This window comes from Thioclava sp. SK-1, from assembly GCF_001705665.1.
Classification (GTDB): Bacteria; Pseudomonadota; Alphaproteobacteria; order Rhodobacterales; family Rhodobacteraceae; genus Thioclava.
The window spans coordinates 34,695-58,320 of the sequence record NZ_MDHA01000026.1 but is presented as its reverse complement, the minus strand read 5'-3'; the positions used below and the strand labels follow the sequence as shown (position 1 = coordinate 58,320).

Genomic DNA, 23,626 nt, shown 5'->3' with positions numbered 1-23,626 from the left:
TGCATATGGTCAGCGGCCAGCATGAGGAAAATGACGTCTTTGTCGCGCCAACCCGTGCCCGGCCCATCTGGCGTGGCCTGATCGGTGACCCGCTGGGCGCCAGTTTCGCCGCGCTGTCCGACGCAATATTATGGGTGCCGGTTGGGCTTGGCATCGGTATCACCGCATGGTTTGGCATGGATCATGCCGCGCAATGGCGCGATCTGAGCGTGGCATGCACGGCCATTGTGGTCGCTGTGATCATACGATGGAAGGCCGCGCCGCAATGGTGGTTTCCCGCGCTGATGCTGGCGTTAATCGCAACCGGGGTCTTGCTGACCGAATGGCGTGCACAGCGCCTAAGCGCGCCGATCCTGACCTATCGTTATTATGGCCCGGTAGAGGGGCGTGTGGTAAAGCTGGATCGCTCCAGCAGTGATCGGTTGCGCGTCACGCTTGATCAGCTGCATATCGGTGATCTTGGCAATGATCGCAGCCCGCATAGCGTGCGGATTTCTTTGCACACCGAGCCGACACATCTGACATTGGTTCCGGGGCAACGTGTGATGGTAACGGCGCATTTGATGCCCCCTCCGGTGCCGGCAGCGCCGCGCGCTTTTGATTTTCGCCGATACGCCTATTTTGAACGATTGGGCGCAGTTGGCTATGCCCGCGTTCCGGTGATGTTGGTGGCCCATCGCAGCGGTGGCCAATGGGCGGCGCATCTGCGCAGCTATCTGGCCCGCGCGATCGTGCAAACCATTCCCGGCCAACCTGGTGCGATGATCGCCGCACTGACCACCGGGGACCGTGCAGGCCTGACCCAAGCCACCAATGCCGTTCTGCGCGATACCAACCTGTATCATGTCGTTGCGATCTCTGGCCTGCATATGGGGCTGTTGGTCGGCATCGTTTATGGCGCGATGCGGTTTGTTTTGGTGCTGATCCCCTATATTGCACTGCGCTATCCGGTTAAATCAATTGCAGCGGTCACTGCGATCGTGGCGGCCACGGGGTATTTGTGGCTGTCGGGGGCGCAGATATCGACGCAGCGCGCCTATGTGATGGCGCTGGTGATGCTTTGCGCGATTTTGGTAAAACGCCGTGCAATCAGCCTGAATAATCTGGCCATTGCCGCTACGCTTTTACTGATCATCACTCCAGAGGCGCTGATTGGGGTGGGGTTTCAAATGTCCTTTGCTGCCAGTGCGGCTTTGGTGGTGACATTCGCACAATGGGCGCGGATCGCACGTCGTCTGTCGCGCAGTGTCGCTGTCATCGGTGGTATGGTGCTAAGCCCCTTGGTTGCGGGATTGGCCACCGCGCCGATCACTGCGGCGCAATTCCACCGCATATCGGATTACGGGTTGATCGCCAATCTTCTGGCCGTGCCGGTGATGGGGACGGTTGTGATGCCCGCTGCTGTATTGGCGGCGGTGCTTGCGCCACTTGGTCTGGCGTTTCCTGCGCTTTGGGTGGCGGGAGTGGGGACGGGTTGGATGCTATGGGTGGCCAATTGGGTCGCAGGATGGGAGGGGGCGACCCGTGCGATCGTCCAGCCGCCGCAACTGACATTACCACTGATCTTATTCGGTGCGGTGGTGCTGGTGCTTGCGCCGGTGCGGGGAAGGGTAATCGGGATTGCACTGATGCTGTGGGGCACCATCCTTTGGACCCGGCACAGCCCGCCCGCAGTGCTGATCGCACCGCAGGCAGAGCAGGTTGGGCTGCTGACCCCAAGCGGACGCGCCTTATCCAAAAATGGGGCAGGGTTTGTCGCCGGTGTTTGGTTAGAGGCGGATGGCGATCGCGCAACCGTGACCCAAGCGGCACAGCGGGTCGGGTTTTCCGGCCCGACCGGTGTACGGGTGGCGCGGTTTGGGGGGCGCGATCTGGTGCATCTTAGTGGTAGATATGCCGAGCAAAACCTTGAACCCTATTGCCGTGATGGCGCGCTGATTGTTCTGGCTGGAACGGCCCCGGCCGACGCAAAGACACAATGTGATATCTGGGATCAGCCGCGCCTGCGCCGAACCGGAGCGGTGGCCATAACCCAGTCCGGTAAGGTTGTCACAACCCGCCAGATACAGGGCACCCGGCGGTGGTCGCAGTGACCCCTGTATCAATAGCTGCGGATCAACCCGACAAGGCGACCTTGTACACGCACCTGATCTTCGCGCAGCAAGCGGGTTTCATATTCGGGGTTTGCCGCTTCCAGCGCGATCATGCCACCGCGCCGCTGATAGCGTTTCAATGTCGCCTCATGACCTTCAACCAAGGCCACGATGATCTCTCCATTATCGGCAGTCTGCTGGTTGCGGATCACCACGATATCGCCATCATTGATCCCGGCATTGATCATGGAATCCCCGCGCACCTCCAGGGCATAATGCTCCCCTTGGCCAGAGACCATCGTGCCTGGCACCGCAATATGATGCGACACTTCAGAAATTGCTTCGATCGGCACACCCGCAGCAATGCGGCCCATCACGGGCAAATCCATAGAATGTGAAGATGTCACCGGGTAGGACCTGCGCGGTGTGTCGGTCTTGTCACCTTCAATCACCTGCGGTGTGAAGCCTGCGCTTTGCGCTGTGGCATTCCCCATAGACTCCGGCAGTTTCACGATCTCAATTGCGCGGGCCCGATGGGCAAGGCGGCGAATAAATCCACGCTCTTCCAGCGCGGTGATCAGACGGTGAATGCCAGACTTAGACCGTAAATCTAAAGCATCCTTCATCTCATCAAACGAGGGCGGAACCCCGTCGCGCGCCAATCGCTTATTAATGAATTCTAATAGTTCCAATTGCTTACGCGTTAGCATCCAGACCCCTCCGGAAAAAATCTCGCCCCGGGTCCAGCGCCCGTTCTTAATATGTTCTAACCTTGTTCCCGTTCCGTGTCAATTGTGCCACGCCAACAAGGTTGCCAATTGGTGTTACCGCAGGGGGATGTAACGGACCGTGGATCCTGCCTTGATCGGGCCGTCGCCTTGTTCGCGGATCAATAGCGCGTCCGCTTCGGCAAGCACGCTTAGGACGGCGCTGTCTTGGTTATCGAAAGCGGTGATTTCGGGTGGGGTGCCCGGTATCAGTTTGGCACGCATATAATGGGTGCGTGGCCCGGTTGGTCCCAGGCCATGGGTTATCACAGCGTCGTGCTGCGGCTCGCATGGCGTCAACCCCTGCATCACGGCCAGCATTGGGCGCAAGAACAGTTCGGCACAGACGGTGGCCGACACCGGATTTCCTGGTAAGCCCAGCAAAACTGCATCACCCATTCGCCCGGCCATCAGCGGCTTGCCCGGCCGCATTGCGATTTTCCAAAAGCTGCGCTGCAATCCCAGCTCCGCTGCGACCTCCCCGACCAGATCATGATCCCCAACAGAGGCCCCGCCAGAGGTGACGATCAGATCTGCACCTTTCGCCAGTGCAAATACCGTGCGCAAACTGTCATGGGTATCGCGTGCGATTGGCAAGACCCGCACCACCGCGCCCATGGCTTCGGCAATTGCCGCCACAATGAAATTGTTCGATGAGATGATCTGATCAGGGCCGGGTGTTTCGCCGGGCATGACCAATTCATCCCCGGTTGCAATCAGCGCAACTTCGGGGCGCTGATGCACAGTAACCTGGGCGATGTTCATTGCTGCCAAAAGCCCCAAATCCCGCGCAGTCAAGGCACGTTTGGGATGGAAGGGATGACCTGCGTGAAAATCTCCGCCTGCAGGGCGTATATTGTGATTGTCCGACAGCTCTTGTGGCAAGATCAATATATCACCGTCGCGCGTGACATTTTCTTGCAGCACGACAACCCCGTCGGGGGCAGGCACCGGTGCGCCGGTGAAAATCCGCACAGCGTGACCGGAGTGCACTGGACCATCATAGGCATGGCCCGCGGCGGCCTCGCCCAGAATTTGCAACCGTGCGCCCGGTTTGTGATCGGAGGCCTTCAGCCAATAGCCATCCATCGCAGAGCCATCAAAGGGCGGTTGCGTCAATCCGGCTTGCACCGGCTGCGCCATCACGCGCCCAAGCGCAGCACGCAATGGCACCGTTTCCAGCGGCAAGGCCCGGACCAGATCCAGAACATGCGCACGCGCATCGGCGACAGAAATCAACGAAGGGCGAGGTGACATAATGGATTTACTCCGTGGTGTAACGGCCTGATTTTCCGCCATCTTTTAGCGTGACCTGAATGCCGCCGATCTGCATCGACTTTTCCACCGCCTTGAGCATGTCATAGATGGTCAGGCACGCACCCGAGACGGCGGTCAAGGCCTCCATCTCTACGCCGGTCTGCCCGGTGGTCTTTACTGTGGCGCGCACGCGCACACCCGGTAGCGCGGGATCGGGCTGTAGATCCAGGCTGACTTTGGTGATCGGCAAAGGGTGACACAGGGGGATCAGATCGGCGGTCTTTTTCGCCGCCTGAATGCCCGCAATTCGTGCGATACCCAATACATCGCCCTTTTTGGCGGTGCCTTCCAGCACATGAGCCAGCGTTTCGAAGCGCATGATCACATGGCCCTGCGCTGTAGCAATACGCGCCGTCACGGCTTTGTCCGAGACATCAACCATATGCGCCTGACCGTCGGCGTTGAAATGCGTCAGGCTCATGCGGGTGTCAGCAATGATTTGGTGGCGGCGGCGACATCCGTCTGGCGCATTAGGCTTTCACCGATCAGGAAACGTCTCGCGCCGACAGCGGCCATATCTGCCATATCGGCAGGGGTGAAAATGCCGCTTTCACAGACCAGATCACGCCCTTCGGCATGAATTGTCGGCGCCAGTTGGCGGGTGACATCCAAGGTCACATCAAAGGTTTTCAGATTGCGGTTGTTCACGCCCATCAAAGGCGATTTCAGCCGCAAGGCGCGTTCCAGCTCTGGCGCGTCATGAACCTCCAGCAGTACATCCATCCCATAGGCCATAGCGGCCTCTTCCAGCTCGGCGGCTTGGGCATCCTCTACGGAGGCAAGGATGATCAAGATGCAATCCGCCCCCCAGGCGCGTGCCTGCGCTACCTGATAGGTGTCATACATAAAGTCTTTGCGCAATGCGGGCAGTGTGCACGCCTCACGTGCAGCGGTCAAAAATTCTGGCGCACCCTGAAAGGATGGGCCATCGGTCAACACAGATAAACATGCCGCGCCGCCCGCCTCATAGGCCTGGGCCAAAACATCAGGCTGAAAATCCTGACGGATCAAGCCTTTGGATGGCGATGCCTTTTTGATCTCTGCGATTAACCCATATCCCGCCTGTGCCTTTGCGCTAAGCGCATCGGCAAAGCCGCGCGTGGGCGTTTGGGCCTTGGCTGCAGCCTCCAGATCAGCCAATGGCACGGCCTGTTTGGCGGCCGCGATTTCATCCAGCTTATAGGCTTTGATCTTATCTAGGATCGTGGTCATTGTGCGACCTCCTGCGTGATTTTGGCAAGTGTTTCCAAGGCGCGGGCGGCGGCACCGCTGTCGATGCTGGCGGCGGCCATTTCGACCCCCTGCTTCAGATCGACCACTTTATCGGCTACCACCAATGCGGCAGCGGCGTTCAGCAAAACGGCATCACGATAGGCAGATGCCTGTCCTTGTAACACCGCGCGCAACGCTGTGGCATTTTCCGCCGGGCTACCGCCGATCAGGTCGTTAAACCGATGCACGGGCAGACCTGCATCTTCGGGGTGAATTTCGCGCCCGGTGATTTTACCGTCTTCCAGCACGGCAACGGCGGTCGGGCCGCAGATCGTGATTTCATCGGTGCCATCCGATCCATGAACCAGCCACGCTTTTTCAGAGCCAAGCAATTGCAACGTCTCTGCCATCGGGAAGATCAAATCGGGCGCAAAGGCCCCGGTCAATTGACGTTTGACACCTGCGGGATTGGTCAGCGGGCCAAGGATGTTGAAAATGGTTTTACAGCCCAGCTCTGCGCGCACGGGGCCTACATGTTTCATTGCTGGATGGTGAATTTGCGCCATCATAAAGCCGATGCCGGCTTCGGTTAGGCCCCGCTCGGTCGCGTGTGGTCCGGCCATGACATTGATGCCAAGTTCGCTCTGCACATCCGCAGTGCCGGATTTAGAGCTGGCAGCGCGGTTGCCATGTTTGGCCACGGGCACGCCGGCACCAGCCACAACAAAGGACGTCGCAGTTGAGATATTCAACGTATGTTTGCCGTCACCGCCGGTGCCCACGATGTCCATCGCCCCGTCAGGTGCGGTCACCGGCACGCATTTGGCCCGCATGGCGGCGGCGGCGGCGGCATATTCGCTGACCGATTCACCGCGTGCGCGCATCGCCATTAACAGGCCCGCAACCTGTGCGGGCGTCGCCGCACCTTCAAACAGCAGCGTGAAGGCCTGCTCTGCCTGCGCACGACTGAGCGGCCCCTCTGAGGCTGCGAAAATAAGTGGCTTCATCTGGTCGCTCATGATGCGGCCTCCACCGGGGACAGGGTCACGCCGGCATCTTCCAGGAAATTCGCAATCATCTGATGCCCATGCTCCGAGGCAATGGATTCAGGATGGAACTGCACGCCTTCAATCAGTCGCTCTTTGTGGCGCAGCCCCATGATCGTGCCATCTTCCAGCCATGCGGTGATTTCCAGGCAATCGGGCAGGCTGTCACGATCCACCACCAGCGAATGATATCGTGTTGCCTGCAAAGGTGAGGGCAGGCCGCGGAATACGCCTGTGCCGTTGTGATGGATGACGCCCATCTTGCCATGCACGATTTCAGAATGGCGCACCACGGTGCCGCCAAACGCCTCACCGATGGTTTGTTGCCCAAGGCAGACGCCAAACACCGGCAATTGCGCTTCTGCGGCGGCCAATGTCAGTGCAAGACAGATACCCGATTGCTGCGGCGTGCCCGGCCCGGGTGACAGCACGATTGCCTGCGCGCCCGCACCCATCGCCTGTTGCACATCCCACGCATCATTGCGCACGACGTTCACATCTGCGCCAAGTTCACCAAAATAATGCACAAGGTTGTAGGTAAAGCTGTCATAGTTATCGATGAGCAGGAGCATGGCACCACCTATTTCCGTTCAGGCCCGGTTTTAACGCCTGAGTAACTTTCGACGTGATCCGGGCAATGGGTCGCGCTATAGATGCCTTGAGCGTCGCGCCGGGGTCAAGGCCCGGGCGAAGGGAATTCGGGATACCGGGGGCCGCAAAACAAGACGATGCACAGGATATGAGGGCAGATAATGGTGCGTGGGTTATTTTCCGGGCTGGCAGTTGGGGCTGTGACGGCGGTGACGGGGCTTGGTGTGACCTCATTGGTGGCGCCGCTGCCTAGTGATGCACGCAGCCCAAATCTGGTGGCGCGCGCAACTGATCATCCCGCGCCAATACGCCTTCCAGCGGGGTTGCCCCGACTTGGGGATCGCATGGTCACATTTTCTGATTTTGAAGATAAGTCAGATAATTACGACAAAAACTTAAAGTCATATGATAAGAGTGAAGCCCCCGTATCAATTGTTGCGAAGACCACTCCAGCATCCGCAGATCCTATTGTAAGCACAGCAGCCCCAGATGCAGCGCCGGCTGCGCAGCGGGGTAGCGCCTCGACCCCGCCACTGGTTCCCGCAGGCTCGGGGTTTTCAACTGCGCGGGTGGATGAAGTGCCGCAGGTCAGTGCCGAAGATAGTGTCACCTTACCGGCATCTGAGGATACGCCGGGCGCAGATCAAAGCGCGCAGCCGGTAATGGATCAGCCGCAATTGCCGCAAGAGATCACCGAATCTGCCCCGCGCCCAACGCCATCCGACAGCCCGATGCAGATCGCCGGGCTTGATTTGCCGGAAACTTTACCCGATATGCCGCAGCGGCTGGCGCCGGTACCCGTGCCGCCGCCCGGCGAAGCGGTCGCGCCAGAATTGTTGCCCGCAGACACGGGTGAGCGGCCCGCTCAGATGCCACAAACCGTGCCACCCGAAAGTCTGCCCGAGGTGGTGCTTTTGCCCGATGGGACCATTGTCACACCGCAAGCACCTGATGTCGTGGCGCCAGATCCGTCTTTCGAACTTGGGGTGCAGGACAGCGGTGACACGCCCGCGATGCAGCAACAAGATGTGCCGCCCGCCGATACGACGATATCTGACGATGCGCTGCCTCGTGTTCTTGTGTTGGATGGCAGTACGACCGGGCTGCGCAGCGCACCCGATATACCAACGGATCGCTTGCCACGGATTGGCGATCCCGTCACAGACCAGGCCCAGGAGGTTGCACCACAGGTGACCCAGGCACCCAAGGGCGATTCTACACCGTTACAGCAATATTCAATGCCTTTCGTCGCCCCTCAGGACGCGGCGCTGTTTTCCGTTGTCCTGATTGATCCCGGGGTTGTCGCTGGCGGATTGGACGGCACTACGATCCGCTCGCTTACCGTGCCTGTTACCGTGGCAATTGACCCCGCGCGTGCCGATGCCAAGGAAGTGGCGCAAAGCTACCGCGATAGCGGGTTTGAGGTTGCGATTTTGGCCTCTGACCTGCCAGCGGGGGCTAAGCCCGAGGATCTGGCCGTTGCATTGGAAGCCTGGCGTTCCGTTATCCCTGATGCGATTGCCGTGGTTGAACCCTCCCCAGCGCGCATCCAAAATGATCGCAGCTTGGCGCGCGCTTTGGTGGAGTTATTGGAGCAAGAGGGTCTGGGCCTGATCACGCAAGAACGCGGATTGAATGCCGCCTCGCAACTGGCTGAGAATATTGACTTGCCAGAAACGAAAACTTGGCGCGTGTTGGACGATGGCCGTGAGGGTGCGCCGCGAATTGCAAGAGAGTTAAACCGCTCAGCTTTTGAGGCCAAGCGCAATGGCTCTGTTGTCGTGATGCTTAGCGCGTGGCCGGATTCGGTCGCAGGGCTCATGGAGTGGTCCAGCAAGGCGGATGACGAGGTCAAAATTGCCCCAGCCTCGGCCATTTTGAAACGTGCCATGCGGTAAGCGCGCCGTGCCTGCTTGCTCTGGTGTGGTTATGAATACGCTTTGAACCCTCCATATGGGTTTGATGGCTGCGTTAAGGGGAACTATCGCCTTTTCAATTGCTGACCATACGGTCAATCTGCCTCGATATGAGTCGCGGATGGTGGAATGGGGCTGGCATGACCAATCAAAGCAAAGGCTTAATTGCCATTTTTACCGCCTGCACGATATGGGGCCTGTCGGGGCTGTTCTTCGCGCAGCTTGATGGCGTTCCGGTGTTAGAGGTCCTGGCCCATCGCACCCTTTGGTCGGCGGCATTCTTTTGCGTTATTCTTGCGTTGCAGGGGAAGTTGCGCGTGTTGACCACGCTGCTATTGTCTCGCCAAATGCTGACCATTGCTGCGGCGACAACTTGTATCACATTGAATTGGTTCACCTATATTTGGTCGATCCACAATCATCACGCGTTGGAGGCCTCTTTCGGCTATTATATCTTCCCGCTTGTGTCGGTGATGTTGGGTATGGTGTTCTTGGGCGAAAAGATGCGGCGGCGTCAGGCGATCGCCGTGTGTCTGGCCGCTTTGGCCGTGGTCTATCTGGGGTATAGCCTTGGCCGCCCACCTTGGATTCCACTGATCCTTGCCTGTAGCTTTGGCTTATATGGGCTGATCAAAAAGCGCCTGAATGCAGAGGCGATTGTAACGGTTACCGCCGAAGTGATTTTGCTCGTGCCATTTTCGTTGGCCTATATTTTGGGCCTGGAATTCGGCTGGTTCGGTTTGCCCGCAGGATCGGGGCTGTTTGGCACGGGAGCTAAGGTGTCGATCTTGCTGCTGGCGTCTGCTGGGATGACCGCCGTGCCGTTGATGCTGTTTTCTTTTGCGGCGCAGCGCTTGCGATTGGGCACGGTGGGCTTGGTGCAATATTTGAACCCAAGCTTGCAGCTATGTGTCGCGCTATTCGTCTTTGCTGAGCCGATGACGCCGGGCCATATGGTGGCGTTGCCGATCATCTGGGCGGCGCTGGCGCTGTATTCCTGGCCAGCACGGGCGCAGCGGATATCAGTGGCCTAATGCTATGGGCATCGGGCAACTACATACGGTGGTTTGCATTTGCATGATTTAGTTACAAGCAGGTCCGCAGCGCAGTGCCGCGGACCTGTGGTGCTGCATTGGTGGTTAATAGAATATTAAAGTAATTTCTCCAAGTCTTCCTCCAAGTATTTGATATCATTTACAAATGAGACAAAATCATGCAGCGTATTATCGGCGAAGCCCTGCTGGGTGATCGTGTTTAATAATTCGTTTAGTTTATTCCAGTAACCATTTGTATTTATAACAAATATTGGTTTTTCATGGAGGCCGATCTGGCGCCAGGTCAGAACTTCGAAAAATTCATCCAATGTGCCTGCCCCGCCAGGTAAAACAACGATGGCATCGGCGTTCATATACATGACCTTTTTGCGCTCATGCATGGTTTCGGTCACAATAAAGGTGGAGAGGTCGCGCTTGCCCACTTCGCGGGCAAACAGGCCTTCGGGAATGACGCCGAATGTATTGCCGCCTGCCGCTTGGGTGGCGCGGGCCACTGTGCCCATCAACCCAACATCACCCGCACCATATACCAGCCGCCAACCGCGCCGGGCCAACATTGTGCCAAGTGCTTCAGCGGCGGCGACATAGGCCGGGTCACTGCCATTTCGCGATCCACAATAAACGCAAACGGATGGGGCTGTGGTCATGGCGATCTCTTCTGGCTGCTACCGCGCCTGTGTTAGCGGCCTGCGCGCTTGCGCTCAAGTCGGGTGATTTTGGCGTTTGGGCGCAGGCGGCGCTTGTTTCTGCGGGGATTGACGGTCTAACTTACTTTACAAACATTTGTGACACAGATGTGAGCAGCGATAGAGAGGATCGAGGACATATGGTTCAGCGCGGTAAGTCCGAAGTAATGCAAGGGGTTGGCGCTGGCTGTGTTGTGCTGATTGTGGTGCTTGCAGCATGGCTGGGCCTGCGCAATGGTGCATCGGACCCTGATCTGCAAGATGCGCAGGTCAAGCCGCAAGGGACACTTGCGGATGCGCCGGCCGATGCTGTGCAACTTTCCGAACCTGAACCCGAACCCGAACTGGCGTCGCAGCAGGCGCTTGGCGCCGCCGCCTTGCCGCCGGTACAAGCGCAATTCGCAGCCAGTGGTCCAGGCCGTTTTGATCTTTTCCGCTTTTCACCACAGGGGGAGGTGACATTGGCCGGCCAAGCCCCGCCTGACACGCAGGTAGAGCTGTTGATTGATGGCGCGCCTGTCGCGTCTGCCATGTCCAATGCGTCGGGCAGTTTCGCGGTCATGTTCGATTTGGCTCTGGCAGAGCAACCACGAGATTTGACGATGCAACTGCGTGACGCGCAGGGGGGCTTTGTACCGGGGGCGGAAACGCTGACCATCCCGCCAAGTGCGGTTGTGCGGGATGAGGCCCCCATTTTGGCCGCGCCTGCAGCTGCGACCGTGCCCAACGCCGTGCCAGATGCGCGGCCCGCACCTAAAGGGTCCGACACTGCGCAGGGTGCGACTGATCCGGTGCAACTGCCCGTTCCGCCTGTGCAAGACGACCTACAAGGCGATATGGCGGTTACCGCGCCGGCCTTATTTGCTGAAACATCCATGCCGCCTGGTCGGGACATGCCCGCCCTGATCACTGACAGGCAGGGCGCACGCTTGCTTGACGGGTCCGATGGTGCCTTCAGCCTAGGTACGCTGTCCTATGATGCTCAGTCGCAGGCGGTGATTTCGGGCTCGGGCGCGCCAGCCAACGCGCAGATCAATGTCGCATTGGACGGCGCTCAGATTGCGGCGGTCGAGACAGGTGCAGGAGGCCCATGGCGTATGGTGCTGCCGGATGTGAATCCGGGGACCTACGATCTGGCCATTCGCGTCATTGATAGCCGTGGAAAGACGCTGTCATCGCTTACCACTCCGTTTCGTCGGGAGTCACCTGTGCAATTGGCGCAGGCATTGGCCCAACAGGGCGGTGCCGACGGACAGTCGCAGGTGCTGACGGTGCAGCCGGGAAATACGCTTTGGGCCATTGCGCGTGAAACATACGGTGACGGATTTCTTTTTGTCCGTGTGTTTGAGGCCAATGCAGATCAGATCTCGGACCCGGATCTGATCTTCCCTGGACAAGTATTCACCCTGCCGCAGTGATGCTGGCGCGCTGATCTGATTATACGCCTTGGTCGACACGGTGTCCTTATGGTGGCTGGGCCGGAAGGGTCGCGCCGCGGCCCTGACAGCGCTGTGCTTGGGTTCAATGCCCAAGCACAGCGCTGTTCCCCAGACCGCCATAACCCGCATTTCTATCATGTGGTTTGCCACTGATGCACATCACCCCATGCGTGGCTGCACTGGACAATCACCGCGCAGTCAGTAGCGTTGCGCCCGATCTCCATTCGATCCGCCACGGTGCCATGATCTGCACCGCAAGCCTGAAAGAGCCTATATGCCCCCGTCCCATATCACCACCGCAGGTGAGGTCTCTGCACAAGAGCGCGCTCGCGGCATCCGCACGATCAAACAAGTCGCCCCCTATCTGTGGCCCGATGGCGCAGGCTGGGTAAAGCGCCGTGTTGTGATTGCCATGGCGGCCTTGCTGCTGGGGAAAGTAATCGCAGTCGCCACACCATTTTTTTATAAGCAGGCGGTGGATACTCTGGCCGGGGACAGCACGCCTTCGGTAATGTGGCTTCCAGCCGGGGCTGTGGTTTTGACGCTGATCTACGGGTTTGCGCGGATCGGCTCTATCGGGTTCAACCAACTGCGCGATGCCATTTTTGCCCGCGTGGGACAACGCGCTTTGCGGCAGTTGGCGGGTGAAACCTTCAACCATATTCACCGTCTGTCGATGCGCTATCACATCACCCGGCGCACCGGGGGGCTGTCGCGGGTGATTGAGCGCGGCGTCAAAGGTGTTGAATTTCTGTTGAGGTTCTTGCTGTTCTCGATCGGGCCTTTGATCCTTGAACTCAGCTTCGTTGCGCTGATCTTTCTGTTTGCCTTTGATTGGCGCTATGCGTTGGTGGTGGTTGTGACAATCGCGGCCTATGTAAAATTCACCTTTGCTGTCACCGAATGGCGGGTGAAAATTCGCCGCGATATGAACACAGCCGACACCGAGGCCAACCAAAAGGCCATCGACAGCTTGCTGAATTTTGAAACCGTGAAATATTTCGGCGCCGAAAAATGGGAAGCTGACCGCTATGACCAATCTATGCGCGGTTATGAGGAGATGGCGGTTAAAACCGGTAAGTCGCTGGCGTTTCTAAACTTTGGGCAAGCATTGATTATCGGGGTCGGCCTGATGGCGGTGATGATCATGGCAGCGATAGAGGTGCAGGCCGGCACGCTGAGCGTCGGTGATTTTGTTATGGTGCAGGCCTATATGATTCAGATTACCATGCCGCTGAATTTTCTCGGCTCGGTCTACCGGGAAATCCGACAGGCGTTGACGGATATGGCCGATATGTTTGATCTTCTGCATCAACCCGCTGAAGTCACTGATGCCAAGGACGCGCCCAAGCTTCAGGTGCCCCAAGGAGAGATCGTGCTTGATAATGTCTCGTTCCACTATGATTCGGCGCGCCCTATCTTGACAGATTTTTCTCTGACCATCCCGGCGGGCAGCACCGTGGCTTTGGTTGGTGCGTCGGGGTCTGGCAAATCGACCATTGGACGGTTGTTGTTCCGGTTTTACGATGTCACATCAGGGGCCATTCGGATTGACGGTCAGGATCTGCGCGATATCACGCAAAACAGCTTGCATCGTGCCATTGGCGTGGTGCCGCAGGACACTGTGCTGTTCAATGATACGATCCGTTACAATATCGCCTATGGTCGCCCGGGCGCGACCGAGGCAGAGGTGATCGAAGCTGCGATCGCCGCGCGCATTCACGATTTCATCCAATCGCTGCCAGAGGGGTATGACACTGCCGTGGGGGAGCGTGGGCTGAAACTTTCGGGGGGAGAAAAACAGCGCGTTGGCATTGCCCGAACGATTTTGAAGAACCCGCCGATTTTGTTGCTTGATGAGGCCACGTCGGCTTTGGACACTCAAACAGAGCGCGATATTCAGACCAGCCTGCGTGACATGGGGCAGGGGCGGACGGTGATCTCTATCGCGCACCGGCTGTCAACGATTTCGGATGCAGATATCATTGTGGTGATGGACAAAGGCAAGATTGTCGAACAAGGCCGGCATGAGGCCTTACTGGCGCGCAATGGCCGCTATTGTCAGATGTGGGCACGTCAATCTGCCGAGGGTGAGGAGGAAAAGAATGGTGCGGACAGTCCTGCGCCGTGATTTTGCGCGCCGTGAATGCGGTTTTAAGATCTGGCTAAGGCATTCCCCTAATCGCGGGATTACAAATCTGTTTGGGCGGTCAGTGTAATCTGATCGGCCTGCAGATCCGGTGTTCCCACAACCACGGCTACGGCCGAGCCATCCATAGAAATTACGCTGTTTTCACCGGTGACATCTGGGCTGGTGGTCAGATCGGGCGTGATCGGCGTGCCGTTTTCATCCAGTTGCGGTGCGTAAAGCAGCTCAATTTGATCTTGCGCGTCGTAATCCGTGATCACGGAGATTTCGCCATCATGGGCCCACCGATCATCAATCTGAAACAGGTCCGCGCCGCTTCCACCACTGGCCATATCACCGCGGCCTAGGATCAGCGTATCTTTGCCCGCCCCGCCTTGCAGCGTATCGGCACCGTCGATACCGGCTTGGTCGGCCTCGCCCGAGGCCGTGGCGTCAAAACCTGATAAGGTGTCATTGCCTTCCCCGCCCCACAGCAGATCGGCGCCGTCATCCCCTAACAGCAGATCATCGCCTGCACCGCCATATATCGTGTCATCCCCGACCTGACCGTCCAGCGTGTCTGCCCCGGCATCGCCCATCAGGCTGTCATTGCCCGCTCCGCCATAGATCAGATCATTGCCGTCGCCGCCCTGCGCAGTGTCATCGCCGCCGCCCATACCTGCCAGATCATCCCCGGCCCCCAGGTCGGTAAAATCCTCGGCCCCCGAACCAGAGGCGGTGTCTTCCCCGCCTAATGCAAACCACGCGATGGAGCCTTCTTCAAAACTGTAGCTGTCGGCCGTTTCGGTTCCCGTGACCATCTGCCCGAACCCGTCGCCGTCAAACATCGCATAGGGGTCGTCCAGGGGCGCGTCATCCTCATCTGACATGTCAAACCACCCCGCTTGAAGTGCAAGGCCGATCAACAAGATAAGATAGTTTCCGAGCGTTGCCCAATCCATATTTGGATGCCTAATTGACGCAGGTTTCCGTTTATATTTAGGTAAGGTCAAAGGCGAGATTATGGCTAAGCCGCTGTGATCGGGGGCAAACTCACCGTCAATTGTGGTCTTTTCGCGGCATCTGACGGCGTTGGCGTGATCTGTCGGATTGTGTCTAAGCTATAGGTTGTAATGGGGTTGCAAGACCGGCCCCGGAGGCGGATGGTTGCGGGCTGCTCTTGTCGGCATGCCCGCCATGCGTATAGAAAGGCCGCAAGATAACAATGGAGAGCCCCCCGTGAGCGAGACCGACAGTTTCATTGATGAGGTCACCGAAGAGGTGCGTCGCGACCGTCTTTACGCTGCCTATAAAAAATATGGGTGGATCGGGGCGGTTGTGGTTGTCGCGATCGTCGGCGGTGCGGCCTATACCGAATGGAGCCGGACGCAAAGTGACGCGCAATCGCAGGCATTTGGCGATGCGTTGATGGCCGCAGTTGAGGGCGACGCCCCAGCCGAGCAGTTGGCGGATATCGAGGCCACTGGCGCGCGTGCGGCGTTGCGTGATCTGATGGCGGGGTCGCAGGCTTTGCAATCGGGCGAACGTGAAACCGGGTTGACGCTACTGCGTTCGGTGAGCGATCAGGCCGATGTGCCGCGTTCGATCAGCGACTTGGCGCAGTTGAAATGGGTGATCGCAGCAGGCGAGGATCTGTCGGCACAAGATCGTGATGCGGCATTGGTGACATTATCCGCGCCTGGTGCGCCCTATGCGCAGCTTGCCCAGGAACAGCAGGCCCTTGCGTTAATGCAATCAGGTGATACCAACGGCGCAATTGCGCTGGCACAAGATATTTTGGGTCAGTCTGGCGTCACTGCGGGGTTGCAACAGCGGCTTTCGGAGTTGATTGTGGCGCTGGGTGGTGATCCGGCGGAACGCGGCTAAACGACCGTAAGGTAAAAGAGATAAAGGCAGGGGGAGTAAGCGGTGAAGCTGATCCAGACAGTAGCGATGCTAAGTGCTGCGGCGTTGCTAGGCGCTTGCGAAAAAGAACTCATCTTGCCTGGCGAGCGGATTGATCCGCGTGATGTGCTGGCCGAGACGGAAGTTCCAGCGGTGGTGGCGCAAAGCACCGCGCTGCGTTTGCCGGGGGCGACCGCAAATGCCGCATGGCCGCAACGTGCAGGCAATGCAGAGCATTCGCTGACAAATCCGGCCCTGGGGCAGGGCACCACATTGCTGTTCCGTGCACCCATCGGCGAAGGATCCGGGCTGCGTCACCGTATCACTTCTGATCCGGTTGTGGCGGCGGGGCGTATCTATACGCTGGACAGCCGTGCCGCAGTTGCTGCGACCTCCACAGCGGGGGCAACGCTGTGGAACGTGGATTTGACCCCGGCAGGTGAAGACCCCAATAGCGCCTCTGGCGGCGGTGTGGCCTATGCGGATGGAAAACTGTTCGTGACCACTGGCTTTGGTGAAATGGTCGCGCTGGATGCGGCTACGGGTGGTGTAATTTGGCGGCAGAAATTTGCGGCCCCCGTCGGCGGCGCCCCGACAATCGCGAATGGCCTGGTCTATGCTGTGTCGCGTGATGGCTCGGTTTGGGCCGTGCGTCCCGGTGACGGCAAAGTCCAATGGCTGATGGAGGGGATGCCCTCCCCATCGGCTATGACCGGGGTTTCGGCGCCTGCGGCGACGTCTTCGGCGGTGGTGTTCCCGATGCCATCGGGTGATCTGATCACAACCATGCCCAAAGGTGGCCTGACCTTGTGGCAAAAGCGGGTGTCGGGCACGCGTTTGGGTCGCGCCTATACATCGGTGCGTGACGTCACGGGAGATCCGGTGATTGCGGGCGACACCGTTTATGCCGCCACATCTGCTGGACGCACGGAAGCGTTCGATTTGGCCAGTGGTGACCGTAAATGGAGTGCGAATTACGGCGCCACGTCGCCGGTGACGGTCGCTGGTGGCTCTGTCTTCCTGGTGTCTGATCAGGCGCAACTGGTACGTTTGGACGCGGCCACAGGTGCGATGATCTGGGCGCATGATCTGCCTTACTATGTCAAGGAAAAGATCAAGAAACAAAAAGAAATCTATGCCCATTATGGTCCGATCCTGGCAGGTGGGAAGCTGTTCGTGGCCTCCTCTGACGGTGTGTTGCGCAGCTTTGATCCCGTCAGCGGTGCGGTGATCGCGCAAGCCGATCTTCCCGGCGGTGCGGCATCGGCCCCGGTGGTCGCAGGATCGACATTATATGTTGTGTCAAAGGACGGGCAGTTGCTGGCTTACCGCTAAGCCCGAACGCGCGTTTTAACACAGCTGCGTGTTTCGCTTTGACCTTTATGGGGAATGCGGTGTATGGACGCCGCTCTGATCCGTGCGGAATCTCCGCAGCCCAAGGAGGGCATCATGAGCTTCACTCTGGCCATCGTCGGCCGCCCCAATGTCGGAAAATCCACCCTGTTCAACCGCTTGGTTGGTCGGCGGCTGGCGCTTGTCGACAATACGCCGGGCGTGACCCGCGACCTGCGCGAGGGCGATGCGCGCCTTGGTGATCTGCGTTTCATCGTGATTGATTCGGCAGGGTTAGAGCTGGCGGAGGATGACAGCCTTCAAGGGCGGATGCGCCGATTGACAGAGCGCGCCGTAGAAGAAGCCGATATTTGCTTGTTCGTGATGGATGCCCGGGCCGGCGTGACGCCCGCCGATGAAATCTTTGCAGATATCTTGCGCCGAAAAAATGCACATGTGATCTTGGCTGCCAACAAGGCCGAAGGCCATCACGGCGATGCAGGCGCGGTGGAAGGATGGTCGCTGGGTCTGGGCGAGCCGCTGAAAATTTCGGCAGAGCATGGCGAAGGTCTGGATGATCTTTACAGCACGCTGCGTCCCTTGGCCGACGAATTTGCGGCGAAAAACGTCGCGGCATTGCCTGAAACGGATGTCGCGATCGATGAGGATATCGATGAAGACGATATCCCCGCCTATCAGCCGCCATCGGCTGCGAAACCGTTACAATTGGCCGTGATTGGGCGCCCGAATGCGGGTAAATCAACGTTGATCAATAAAATCCTGAACGAAGACCGGTTGCTGACGGGGCCAGAGGCAGGGATTACCCGCGATGCGATCTCGGTTAAGACAGAGTTTATGGGTACGCCCATGCGGATCTGGGACACAGCCGGGATGCGCAAGCGCGCAAAGATCAACGACAAATTGGAAAAATTGTCCGTATCTGATGGTCTGCGTGCGGTGCGCTTTGCCGAAGTTGTTGTTGTTTTGCTGGATGTGAATATCCCATTTGAAACACAAGATCTTCGTATTGCCGATTTCGCGGAAACCGAAGGCCGTGCGGTGGTTGTCGCCGCAAATAAATGGGATCTGGAAGACGACAAGCCCGCCAAGCTGGCAGAGCTGCGCGAGGCGTTTGAACGCCTGCTGCCGCAGCTGAAAGGCGCGCCCATGGTCACAGTATCGGCCAAAACCGGCAAGGGTTTGGACCGTTTGAACGCAGCAATTTTAAAGGCGCATGAGGTCTGGAACCGTCGGGTTCCCACTGCGCGTTTGAACAATTGGCTGACCGCTATGACCGAGGCTCATCCGCCACCAGCCCCCGGTGGTCGCCGGATCAAGCTGCGCTACATGACACAGGCCAAGACCCGTCCGCCGGGTTTTGTGGTGAAATCGACTCATACCGACAAGATCCCCGAAAGCTATGGCCGGTATCTGGTGAATGGTCTGCGCGAGAGCTTTGATATGCCCGGAACGCCGATCCGGATTTATTTCCGCGATCAGGGCAAGGTGAACCCGTATAAAGACCGCAAAAAGGCGATCCCTTCGCGTTTGAAGAAACACGTTGATGCCAAAAAGCAGGCGGCGCATAAGGCCAAAGCTGCTGCACGTCGCAAGATCGACGATTAAGCTAAGGCGCGCGGTGCAGTTATCGCTCTGCGTCGCGCTTTTTTCAGCAGCGGCACAAGTGTTTTCAACAAGGGGTGAAACCTTTTGATGGCGTGATCCGTTGGTTGTATGGGCAATCAACAGGACGGATTTTCATGCAGATCATCACGCTTTACCTTGTGACCACCATCGTATTTCTCGGCATTGATGCCGTGATGCTAAAGCTGGTGATGAAGCCATTGTTTGATCGCCATATCGCGGATCTATATCCCGACAGCCTGCGCGTCGGCCCTGCGGGTCTGTTCTATTTGGGCTATGTGGCAGGGCTGCTGTATCTGGTTTCGGTGCCTGCGCTACGTGATGGCCAGCCGATGCAGGCGGCAATTTCAGGGGCCGTGCTGGGGCTGGTGGCCTATGGCACATATGAGTTCACAAATTTTGCCACCCTGCGCCCATGGTCATGGGAGCAGGTGATCACGGATACGATCTGGGGCGGGGTGTTGACGGGCTTTTCCGCTTGGGTTGGAGTGGTGGTGGTGCGGACCATTTGGCCCGCCGCCTAAGCCACCATTTTGCGTAAAATTGGCAGGCGCAACCAATAGGGCAGTGCCTGCAACAGCTTTAGCATCAGCGTAAAGCGTATTGGGAAATGCACCTCATAGGCGCGGCCATTCAGGCCTTTGACAATTGCTTTTGCCGCCTGTTCAGGGGGGATCACAAAAGGCATGTCAAAATCGTTCTTAGCTGTCAGCGGCGTATCGACAAAGCCCGGAGAAATAAGCCGAATATCGCGGTCATCTGTTTCACTGCGCAGGGATTCCACAAGGCTCATAACACCTGCTTTTGTGGCGGAATACATCTGTCCCTTTGGAAGACCAACATAGCCTGCGACAGAACCGCATATAGCCAGCTGTCCGCCCTCGCGCAGGGCAGGCGGGCATAGCTGCGCCACATGGAACGCGCCCATCAGATTGACCTGCACCAATTGTGCCGCACGGTCAGGATCCAGATAGGCAATACGGCCCGGATCATACAGCGCGGCTAGATGGATAATCCTGTCCAGCGGCTTTGAAATTTGATCAATCGCGGTGCGCAGACTGTCGCGATCAGCGACATCAACCGGCAGGGGCAATGCGCCGATTTCTTTTGCAATCTTACTCAGCTTGTCTTCCGACCGGGCCGAGATGATCAGCTCGGCCCCGGTTTGGGCGTAATGTCGCGCCAAGGCGGCGCCGATGCCCGAGCTGGCACCGATGATCCAGATGGTTTCGCGTGGCTTATGCATGGGCCAACCGATATTGCATTACATTCGTTCGACCCGATGCAAACCCCGCAATACAGGCTGCCAAATAGGTCCGCCAAATTCGGATGAACCCTTCATCAAAACCCATCGCGCGGATTTCTGGCAATTTGGTTTCAAAATTGGCCAACCATTCGCGGCAGGTGCGGGCGTAATCCTGACCAAAGGCAAAGCCATCTTCAACCCGCAGCCCCGCAGTCAGTGCCTGCGTGCGAAACCGTTGATCAGAGGGCAGCATCCCCCCGGGAAAGACAAAGCTTCGGATCATATCCGCACCATTTCGGTAGCTGGCAAAACGGGCATCATCAATCGTAATGGTTTGGATCATCGCCCGACCTTTATCGGCCAGAACATTGCCCAGCTTCGCGAAATAGGTTGGCCAGTATTTTTCTCCGACGGCTTCAAACATTTCAATCGACACGATGTGGTCGAATTTCCCGGTTTCATGGCGGTAATCTTGCAGCGCGATCTGGGCATTAGGGCCAAGGCGGGTGCGGGCAAATTCCGCCTGTTCGGTCGATAGGGTAAGACCCTTCAGCGCATAATCGCCCGTTTGCATCGCGCGTTCTGCAAACCCGCCCCAGCCGCAGCCGACCTCAAGCAACCGGCCAGAACTTGCGCCAAGCTGTTCTAGGATCCGGTCATATTTGCGCAACTGTGCACCCTTCAGATCCACTGCACCGTCGTAGAGTGCCGAGGAATATGTCATGCTGTCATCGAGCCACAGGCTGTAAAAATCATTCCCCAGATCATAATGCGCCGAGATATTGCGCCGTGATCCTTTCAACGTATTGCGGTTTAAGAAATACAGTACGCCCATGATCTTTGAGGTGATCGGATGACCGTTGATGTAGCGCGACAAGGCCTGTTCATTGCGCAGCGCAAAGGTCATCAGTGCTTCCATATCGTTGGTGTCGACCAACCCATCACGGTAGCTTTCGGTAAAGCCCACATCACCACGCGCAGCAATCGCGATCAAGGCGCGATGGTCGTGCACTGTTAAATCTGCCTTGGGCCCATCGGCAGGCCCTGCGAATAACCGGGTCTGGCCGTCGGGCAACGTGAGCGACAGCTGCCCATATTCCAACCCGTCCAGCGCGGTTAAAAATGTGGATGTCACCTTAGCTTCAATCATGGCCGTGTCTTTCTGCAGGGGTGGTATGTGGGGTTAGCTGCGCTGGTTGCCGGTGGAAGGGCATACGGCGTGCGGCCAGTTTTGCCGCCTGCCAATGGATTAAAGCCATTGCTTTTTCAGGCTGAAACGGATGGCGCAGCGCGGTTTTGCGCAGCGTTTTTTGGGTAAGGGCGGTGGCTTTCCCGGTCAGCGATGTGCCAAGGCTGGTCGCGCCGTTGCTCCAGTCAATAAACGCGCCGAAGCGGTTATTTTGGATGTCGAAGCGAAAGCTATAGCGACCGTTGCGTGGCAAAAATGGTGAGACATGGAACATTTTTTCGCCCATCAGCCGGTCGGTAGGTGCAATATCTTGGCCGTTGGCATGGCGAATGATGTAGCAATGGCGTTCACCAAAGGTCGAGGAGACTTCGGCGATCACGGCACGCAGTTTTCCCGGTCCATCCTGGGCCAGCCAAAACGACACCGGGTTGAACCCGTATATGGCCGAGCGGGGTAGGGTGACCAGTGACAGATCATACTGCCCTTGCAACATCTCATCCGCCCAAACGCGCAGCGATGTGCCGTCTTGCGGGCCATAGTCACGTTTGCGCAACCGCCAAAGGCCGAGGCGATCAACCGGAATCGGGCTGGCGCCCGCGTCAATTTCTTCCACGGATAACGATACGAATTGCGCGCGGTAGGTGAAATTATGCCCTGATGAGGACAGGCGCGCACCATGTCGGCCATGCCAGATTTGCGCCGAGATCAGCGCGGCGTTCCACGGGGTCATGCGATGCTCCGCGCAGATGTGCCAGCCGCTTCGCCGGCCCAAGGGTCGGGCCCAAGCGGCCAGCCTATGCCCATGCCTTGCGCCACGCGCAGCGCTGACAACAACCCATCTTCATGAAAGCCGTAGCGCGTCCATGCGCCGGCGAACCACAACCGATTTGCGCCCTGAATAAGCGGTAAATGCGCCTGAGCTGCGACCGAAGCCGCGTTAAATTCAGGATGGTGTAGCCATGTTTCGTCGTAGATCTCATTTGGCTCATGTTCGGGATTCAGCGTTACGATCAATGGCGCATCGGTTTTCAGATCCTGCAACAGATTCATCCAATAGCTTAGGCTGACCGGTCTATCGGTGGGCAGGGCGGCATTTTGCGTGACATAATTCCATGACGACCACGCGGCTTTGCGCTTTGGCAGAAAGCGGCGATCGGAATGCAGGACAACCCGGTTTGGCTGGGTGTGGAACTGGCTTAGGATAGCGTGCTCCTCTGCCGTGGGGGTGTCGACCAATTTCAAGGCTTGCGGTGCATGGCACGCCAGTACCACCTCATCAAAGCGTGCCGTGTCCAAGGTTGAATGGATTGTGACGCCGACTGGATCGCGCACGACCGCCTTCACCGGATCCGCAAGGCGCAGATCGCATTGTGTTGCCGCCAATAATGCCTCCACATAGGTTTGCGACCCGCCTTTAACGGTGAACCATTGCGGATGATCGGCAACGCTTAGCAGTCCATGTTGGTCGAAGAACCTCAAGAACGGGGCGGCTGGAAAATCCAGCATATCCCATGTTGGGGTTGACCAAATCGCCCCAGAAATCGGCAACAGGAACCGGTCACGAAATTCGACGCCCATCCCCATCTTGTCGATCAGCTCTCCCAGGCTCAGATCGCGGTCAGCATAAGTCATCGCACCGCGGAAAAACCGTAACGTGTCGCGCAACATACGCAGATGCGATAGGTCGAACAGCTTACTGGGCTGGGCAAATAAAGCGGGCAGGGTACGTGTGCCAAATTCATAAGCGCCACCGCCAAAGCTGGCAGAAAAAGACATATCGGTTGGCACCAGCTCAATGCCTAGATGTTCCATCAGAGGAAGAAACAGCAGGTATGTGCGCGGGTTACAGACAATAAATCCTGTGTCAACCGCAACGCCCTTGGCCATGCGGGTGCGCGAATGGCCGCCGGGGCGGTCCTGTGCCTCATAAATGGTTACATCATGATGCGGAGCCAAAAGCCAGGCCGCACCAAGGCCAGAAATTCCACTGCCAATTACGGCAATACGTTTTCGGCTTTCCCCCAATGCAGCCGTCTGCGGCGGTTTATACATTTGCTCTC

21 protein-coding genes are annotated in these 23,626 nt (G+C 57.9%); 9 read left to right on the top strand and 12 right to left on the bottom strand.

What is annotated here, in order from left to right:
- Positions 1-5 precede the first annotated feature (5 nt).
- On the top strand, positions 6-2,093 hold the full coding sequence (locus tag BFP70_RS04455; protein ID WP_066010173.1) for a ComEC/Rec2 family competence protein: 2,088 nt from the start codon (positions 6-8) through the stop codon (positions 2,091-2,093).
- An 8-nt stretch (positions 2,094-2,101) separates the two neighbouring features.
- Here BFP70_RS04455 and lexA read toward each other — a convergent pair whose 3' ends face one another.
- The 6 genes from lexA to BFP70_RS04425 all read right to left on the bottom strand — a co-directional run bounded on the left by lexA (position 2,102) and on the right by BFP70_RS04425 (position 7,007).
- Positions 2,102-2,803 carry a transcriptional repressor LexA gene (gene lexA, locus BFP70_RS04450; protein ID WP_066010172.1) on the bottom strand — a complete coding sequence of 234 codons (702 nt, stop codon included), beginning with the start codon at positions 2,801-2,803 and terminating at the stop codon, positions 2,102-2,104.
- 114 nt (positions 2,804-2,917) lie between these two features.
- Positions 2,918-4,117, bottom strand: coding sequence for a gephyrin-like molybdotransferase Glp (gene glp / locus BFP70_RS04445; protein WP_369820183.1), 1,200 nt, complete (start codon positions 4,115-4,117; stop codon positions 2,918-2,920).
- Between the two features lie 7 nt (positions 4,118-4,124).
- Positions 4,125-4,598, bottom strand: a complete 474-nt coding sequence (gene moaC / locus BFP70_RS04440; protein ID WP_066010171.1) for a cyclic pyranopterin monophosphate synthase MoaC — start codon at positions 4,596-4,598, stop codon at positions 4,125-4,127.
- Positions 4,595-5,389 carry an indole-3-glycerol phosphate synthase TrpC gene (gene trpC, locus BFP70_RS04435; RefSeq protein ID WP_066010170.1) on the bottom strand — a complete coding sequence of 265 codons (795 nt, stop codon included), beginning with the start codon at positions 5,387-5,389 and terminating at the stop codon, positions 4,595-4,597. The genes moaC and trpC overlap by 4 nt, the downstream gene beginning before the upstream one ends.
- A complete protein-coding gene (gene trpD, locus BFP70_RS04430; protein WP_066010169.1) occupies positions 5,386-6,408 on the bottom strand; it encodes an anthranilate phosphoribosyltransferase in 1,023 nt (340 codons plus the stop codon). The genes trpC and trpD overlap by 4 nt, the downstream gene beginning before the upstream one ends.
- Positions 6,405-7,007 (bottom strand): aminodeoxychorismate/anthranilate synthase component II, encoded by a 603-nt coding sequence (locus BFP70_RS04425; protein WP_066010168.1) that lies wholly within the window; start codon positions 7,005-7,007, stop codon positions 6,405-6,407. The genes trpD and BFP70_RS04425 overlap by 4 nt, the downstream gene beginning before the upstream one ends.
- A 180-nt stretch (positions 7,008-7,187) precedes the next feature.
- On the opposite strand from BFP70_RS04425, the gene BFP70_RS04420 reads away from it, so the two are divergent.
- Positions 7,188-8,924 (top strand): divergent polysaccharide deacetylase family protein, encoded by a 1,737-nt coding sequence (locus BFP70_RS04420; protein ID WP_066010167.1) that lies wholly within the window; start codon positions 7,188-7,190, stop codon positions 8,922-8,924.
- A gap of 158 nt (positions 8,925-9,082) precedes the next feature.
- Complete coding sequence (gene rarD / locus BFP70_RS04415; protein WP_066010166.1) at positions 9,083-9,976, top strand: EamA family transporter RarD; 894 nt, start codon at positions 9,083-9,085, stop codon at positions 9,974-9,976.
- A gap of 116 nt (positions 9,977-10,092) precedes the next feature.
- On the opposite strand, the gene BFP70_RS04410 is transcribed toward rarD, so the two are convergent.
- Positions 10,093-10,644 carry a TIGR00730 family Rossman fold protein gene (locus tag BFP70_RS04410; protein WP_066010165.1) on the bottom strand — a complete coding sequence of 184 codons (552 nt, stop codon included), beginning with the start codon at positions 10,642-10,644 and terminating at the stop codon, positions 10,093-10,095.
- A 149-nt stretch (positions 10,645-10,793) separates the two neighbouring features.
- Between BFP70_RS04410 and BFP70_RS04405 the strand changes: the two genes are divergently transcribed.
- Together BFP70_RS04405 and BFP70_RS04400 are read left to right on the top strand one after the other, a co-directional pair.
- Positions 10,794-12,101 (top strand): LysM peptidoglycan-binding domain-containing protein, encoded by a 1,308-nt coding sequence (locus BFP70_RS04405; RefSeq protein WP_176715491.1) that lies wholly within the window; start codon positions 10,794-10,796, stop codon positions 12,099-12,101.
- A gap of 295 nt (positions 12,102-12,396) precedes the next feature.
- Positions 12,397-14,253 (top strand): ABC transporter ATP-binding protein/permease, encoded by a 1,857-nt coding sequence (locus tag BFP70_RS04400; protein WP_066010163.1) that lies wholly within the window; start codon positions 12,397-12,399, stop codon positions 14,251-14,253.
- A gap of 59 nt (positions 14,254-14,312) precedes the next feature.
- Here BFP70_RS04400 and BFP70_RS04395 read toward each other — a convergent pair whose 3' ends face one another.
- Complete coding sequence (locus BFP70_RS04395; protein WP_066010162.1) at positions 14,313-15,212, bottom strand: calcium-binding protein; 900 nt, start codon at positions 15,210-15,212, stop codon at positions 14,313-14,315.
- A gap of 277 nt (positions 15,213-15,489) precedes the next feature.
- Here BFP70_RS04395 and BFP70_RS04390 point away from each other — a divergent pair, with 277 nt between their 5' ends.
- From BFP70_RS04390 to BFP70_RS04375, 4 genes are all read left to right on the top strand, one after another.
- A complete protein-coding gene (locus tag BFP70_RS04390; protein WP_066010161.1) occupies positions 15,490-16,137 on the top strand; it encodes a tetratricopeptide repeat protein in 648 nt (215 codons plus the stop codon).
- 42 nt (positions 16,138-16,179) lie between these two features.
- A complete protein-coding gene (locus BFP70_RS04385) occupies positions 16,180-17,490 on the top strand; it encodes a PQQ-binding-like beta-propeller repeat protein (RefSeq protein WP_369820182.1) in 1,311 nt (436 codons plus the stop codon).
- A 114-nt stretch (positions 17,491-17,604) separates the two neighbouring features.
- The gene (gene der, locus BFP70_RS04380) at positions 17,605-19,113 is read left to right on the top strand and encodes a ribosome biogenesis GTPase Der (protein WP_066010159.1); all 1,509 of its coding nucleotides are present in this window, start codon (positions 17,605-17,607) and stop codon (positions 19,111-19,113) included.
- A 134-nt stretch (positions 19,114-19,247) separates the two neighbouring features.
- A complete protein-coding gene (locus tag BFP70_RS04375; RefSeq protein ID WP_066010158.1) occupies positions 19,248-19,655 on the top strand; it encodes a DUF2177 family protein in 408 nt (135 codons plus the stop codon).
- Here the strand turns inward: BFP70_RS04375 and BFP70_RS04370 are convergent.
- From BFP70_RS04370 to BFP70_RS04355, 4 genes are read right to left on the bottom strand one after another with little or no spacing between them, the layout of a single operon-like run.
- Positions 19,652-20,377, bottom strand: a complete 726-nt coding sequence (locus BFP70_RS04370) for an SDR family oxidoreductase (protein ID WP_066010157.1) — start codon at positions 20,375-20,377, stop codon at positions 19,652-19,654. The two genes, BFP70_RS04375 and BFP70_RS04370, sit on opposite strands and share 4 nt — an antisense overlap.
- A complete protein-coding gene (locus BFP70_RS04365) occupies positions 20,370-21,527 on the bottom strand; it encodes a cyclopropane-fatty-acyl-phospholipid synthase family protein (protein ID WP_066010156.1) in 1,158 nt (385 codons plus the stop codon). Before BFP70_RS04365 ends, BFP70_RS04370 begins: the two co-directional genes overlap by 8 nt.
- Entirely contained in the window at positions 21,520-22,296 is a 777-nt protein-coding gene (locus tag BFP70_RS04360; RefSeq protein ID WP_083217350.1) for a DUF1365 domain-containing protein, read from the bottom strand. The genes BFP70_RS04365 and BFP70_RS04360 overlap by 8 nt, the downstream gene beginning before the upstream one ends.
- A complete protein-coding gene (locus BFP70_RS04355) occupies positions 22,293-23,618 on the bottom strand; it encodes an NAD(P)/FAD-dependent oxidoreductase (protein WP_066010155.1) in 1,326 nt (441 codons plus the stop codon). Before BFP70_RS04355 ends, BFP70_RS04360 begins: the two co-directional genes overlap by 4 nt.
- Positions 23,619-23,626: the final 8 nt, after the last annotated feature.

Coding starts and splice junctions, on each gene's coding strand:
- lexA (WP_066010172.1), bottom strand. CDS start 2,803: ATGCTAACGCGTAAGCAATTGGAACTATTAGAATTCATTAATAAGCGA.
- der (WP_066010159.1), top strand. CDS start 17,605: ATGAGCTTCACTCTGGCCATCGTCGGCCGCCCCAATGTCGGAAAATCC.
- trpD (WP_066010169.1), bottom strand. CDS start 6,408: ATGAGCGACCAGATGAAGCCACTTATTTTCGCAGCCTCAGAGGGGCCG.
- BFP70_RS04425 (WP_066010168.1), bottom strand. CDS start 7,007: ATGCTCCTGCTCATCGATAACTATGACAGCTTTACCTACAACCTTGTG.
- moaC (WP_066010171.1), bottom strand. CDS start 4,598: ATGAGCCTGACGCATTTCAACGCCGACGGTCAGGCGCATATGGTTGAT.
- BFP70_RS04455 (WP_066010173.1), top strand. CDS start 6: ATGGTCAGCGGCCAGCATGAGGAAAATGACGTCTTTGTCGCGCCAACC.
- BFP70_RS04420 (WP_066010167.1), top strand. CDS start 7,188: ATGGTGCGTGGGTTATTTTCCGGGCTGGCAGTTGGGGCTGTGACGGCG.
- BFP70_RS04400 (WP_066010163.1), top strand. CDS start 12,397: ATGCCCCCGTCCCATATCACCACCGCAGGTGAGGTCTCTGCACAAGAG.
- BFP70_RS04355 (WP_066010155.1), bottom strand. CDS start 23,618: ATGTATAAACCGCCGCAGACGGCTGCATTGGGGGAAAGCCGAAAACGT.
- BFP70_RS04365 (WP_066010156.1), bottom strand. CDS start 21,527: ATGATTGAAGCTAAGGTGACATCCACATTTTTAACCGCGCTGGACGGG.
- BFP70_RS04370 (WP_066010157.1), bottom strand. CDS start 20,377: ATGCATAAGCCACGCGAAACCATCTGGATCATCGGTGCCAGCTCGGGC.
- glp (WP_369820183.1), bottom strand. CDS start 4,117: ATGTCACCTCGCCCTTCGTTGATTTCTGTCGCCGATGCGCGTGCGCAT.
- trpC (WP_066010170.1), bottom strand. CDS start 5,389: ATGACCACGATCCTAGATAAGATCAAAGCCTATAAGCTGGATGAAATC.
- BFP70_RS04360 (WP_083217350.1), bottom strand. CDS start 22,296: ATGACCCCGTGGAACGCCGCGCTGATCTCGGCGCAAATCTGGCATGGC.
- BFP70_RS04375 (WP_066010158.1), top strand. CDS start 19,248: ATGCAGATCATCACGCTTTACCTTGTGACCACCATCGTATTTCTCGGC.
- BFP70_RS04395 (WP_066010162.1), bottom strand. CDS start 15,212: ATGGATTGGGCAACGCTCGGAAACTATCTTATCTTGTTGATCGGCCTT.
- BFP70_RS04410 (WP_066010165.1), bottom strand. CDS start 10,644: ATGACCACAGCCCCATCCGTTTGCGTTTATTGTGGATCGCGAAATGGC.
- rarD (WP_066010166.1), top strand. CDS start 9,083: ATGACCAATCAAAGCAAAGGCTTAATTGCCATTTTTACCGCCTGCACG.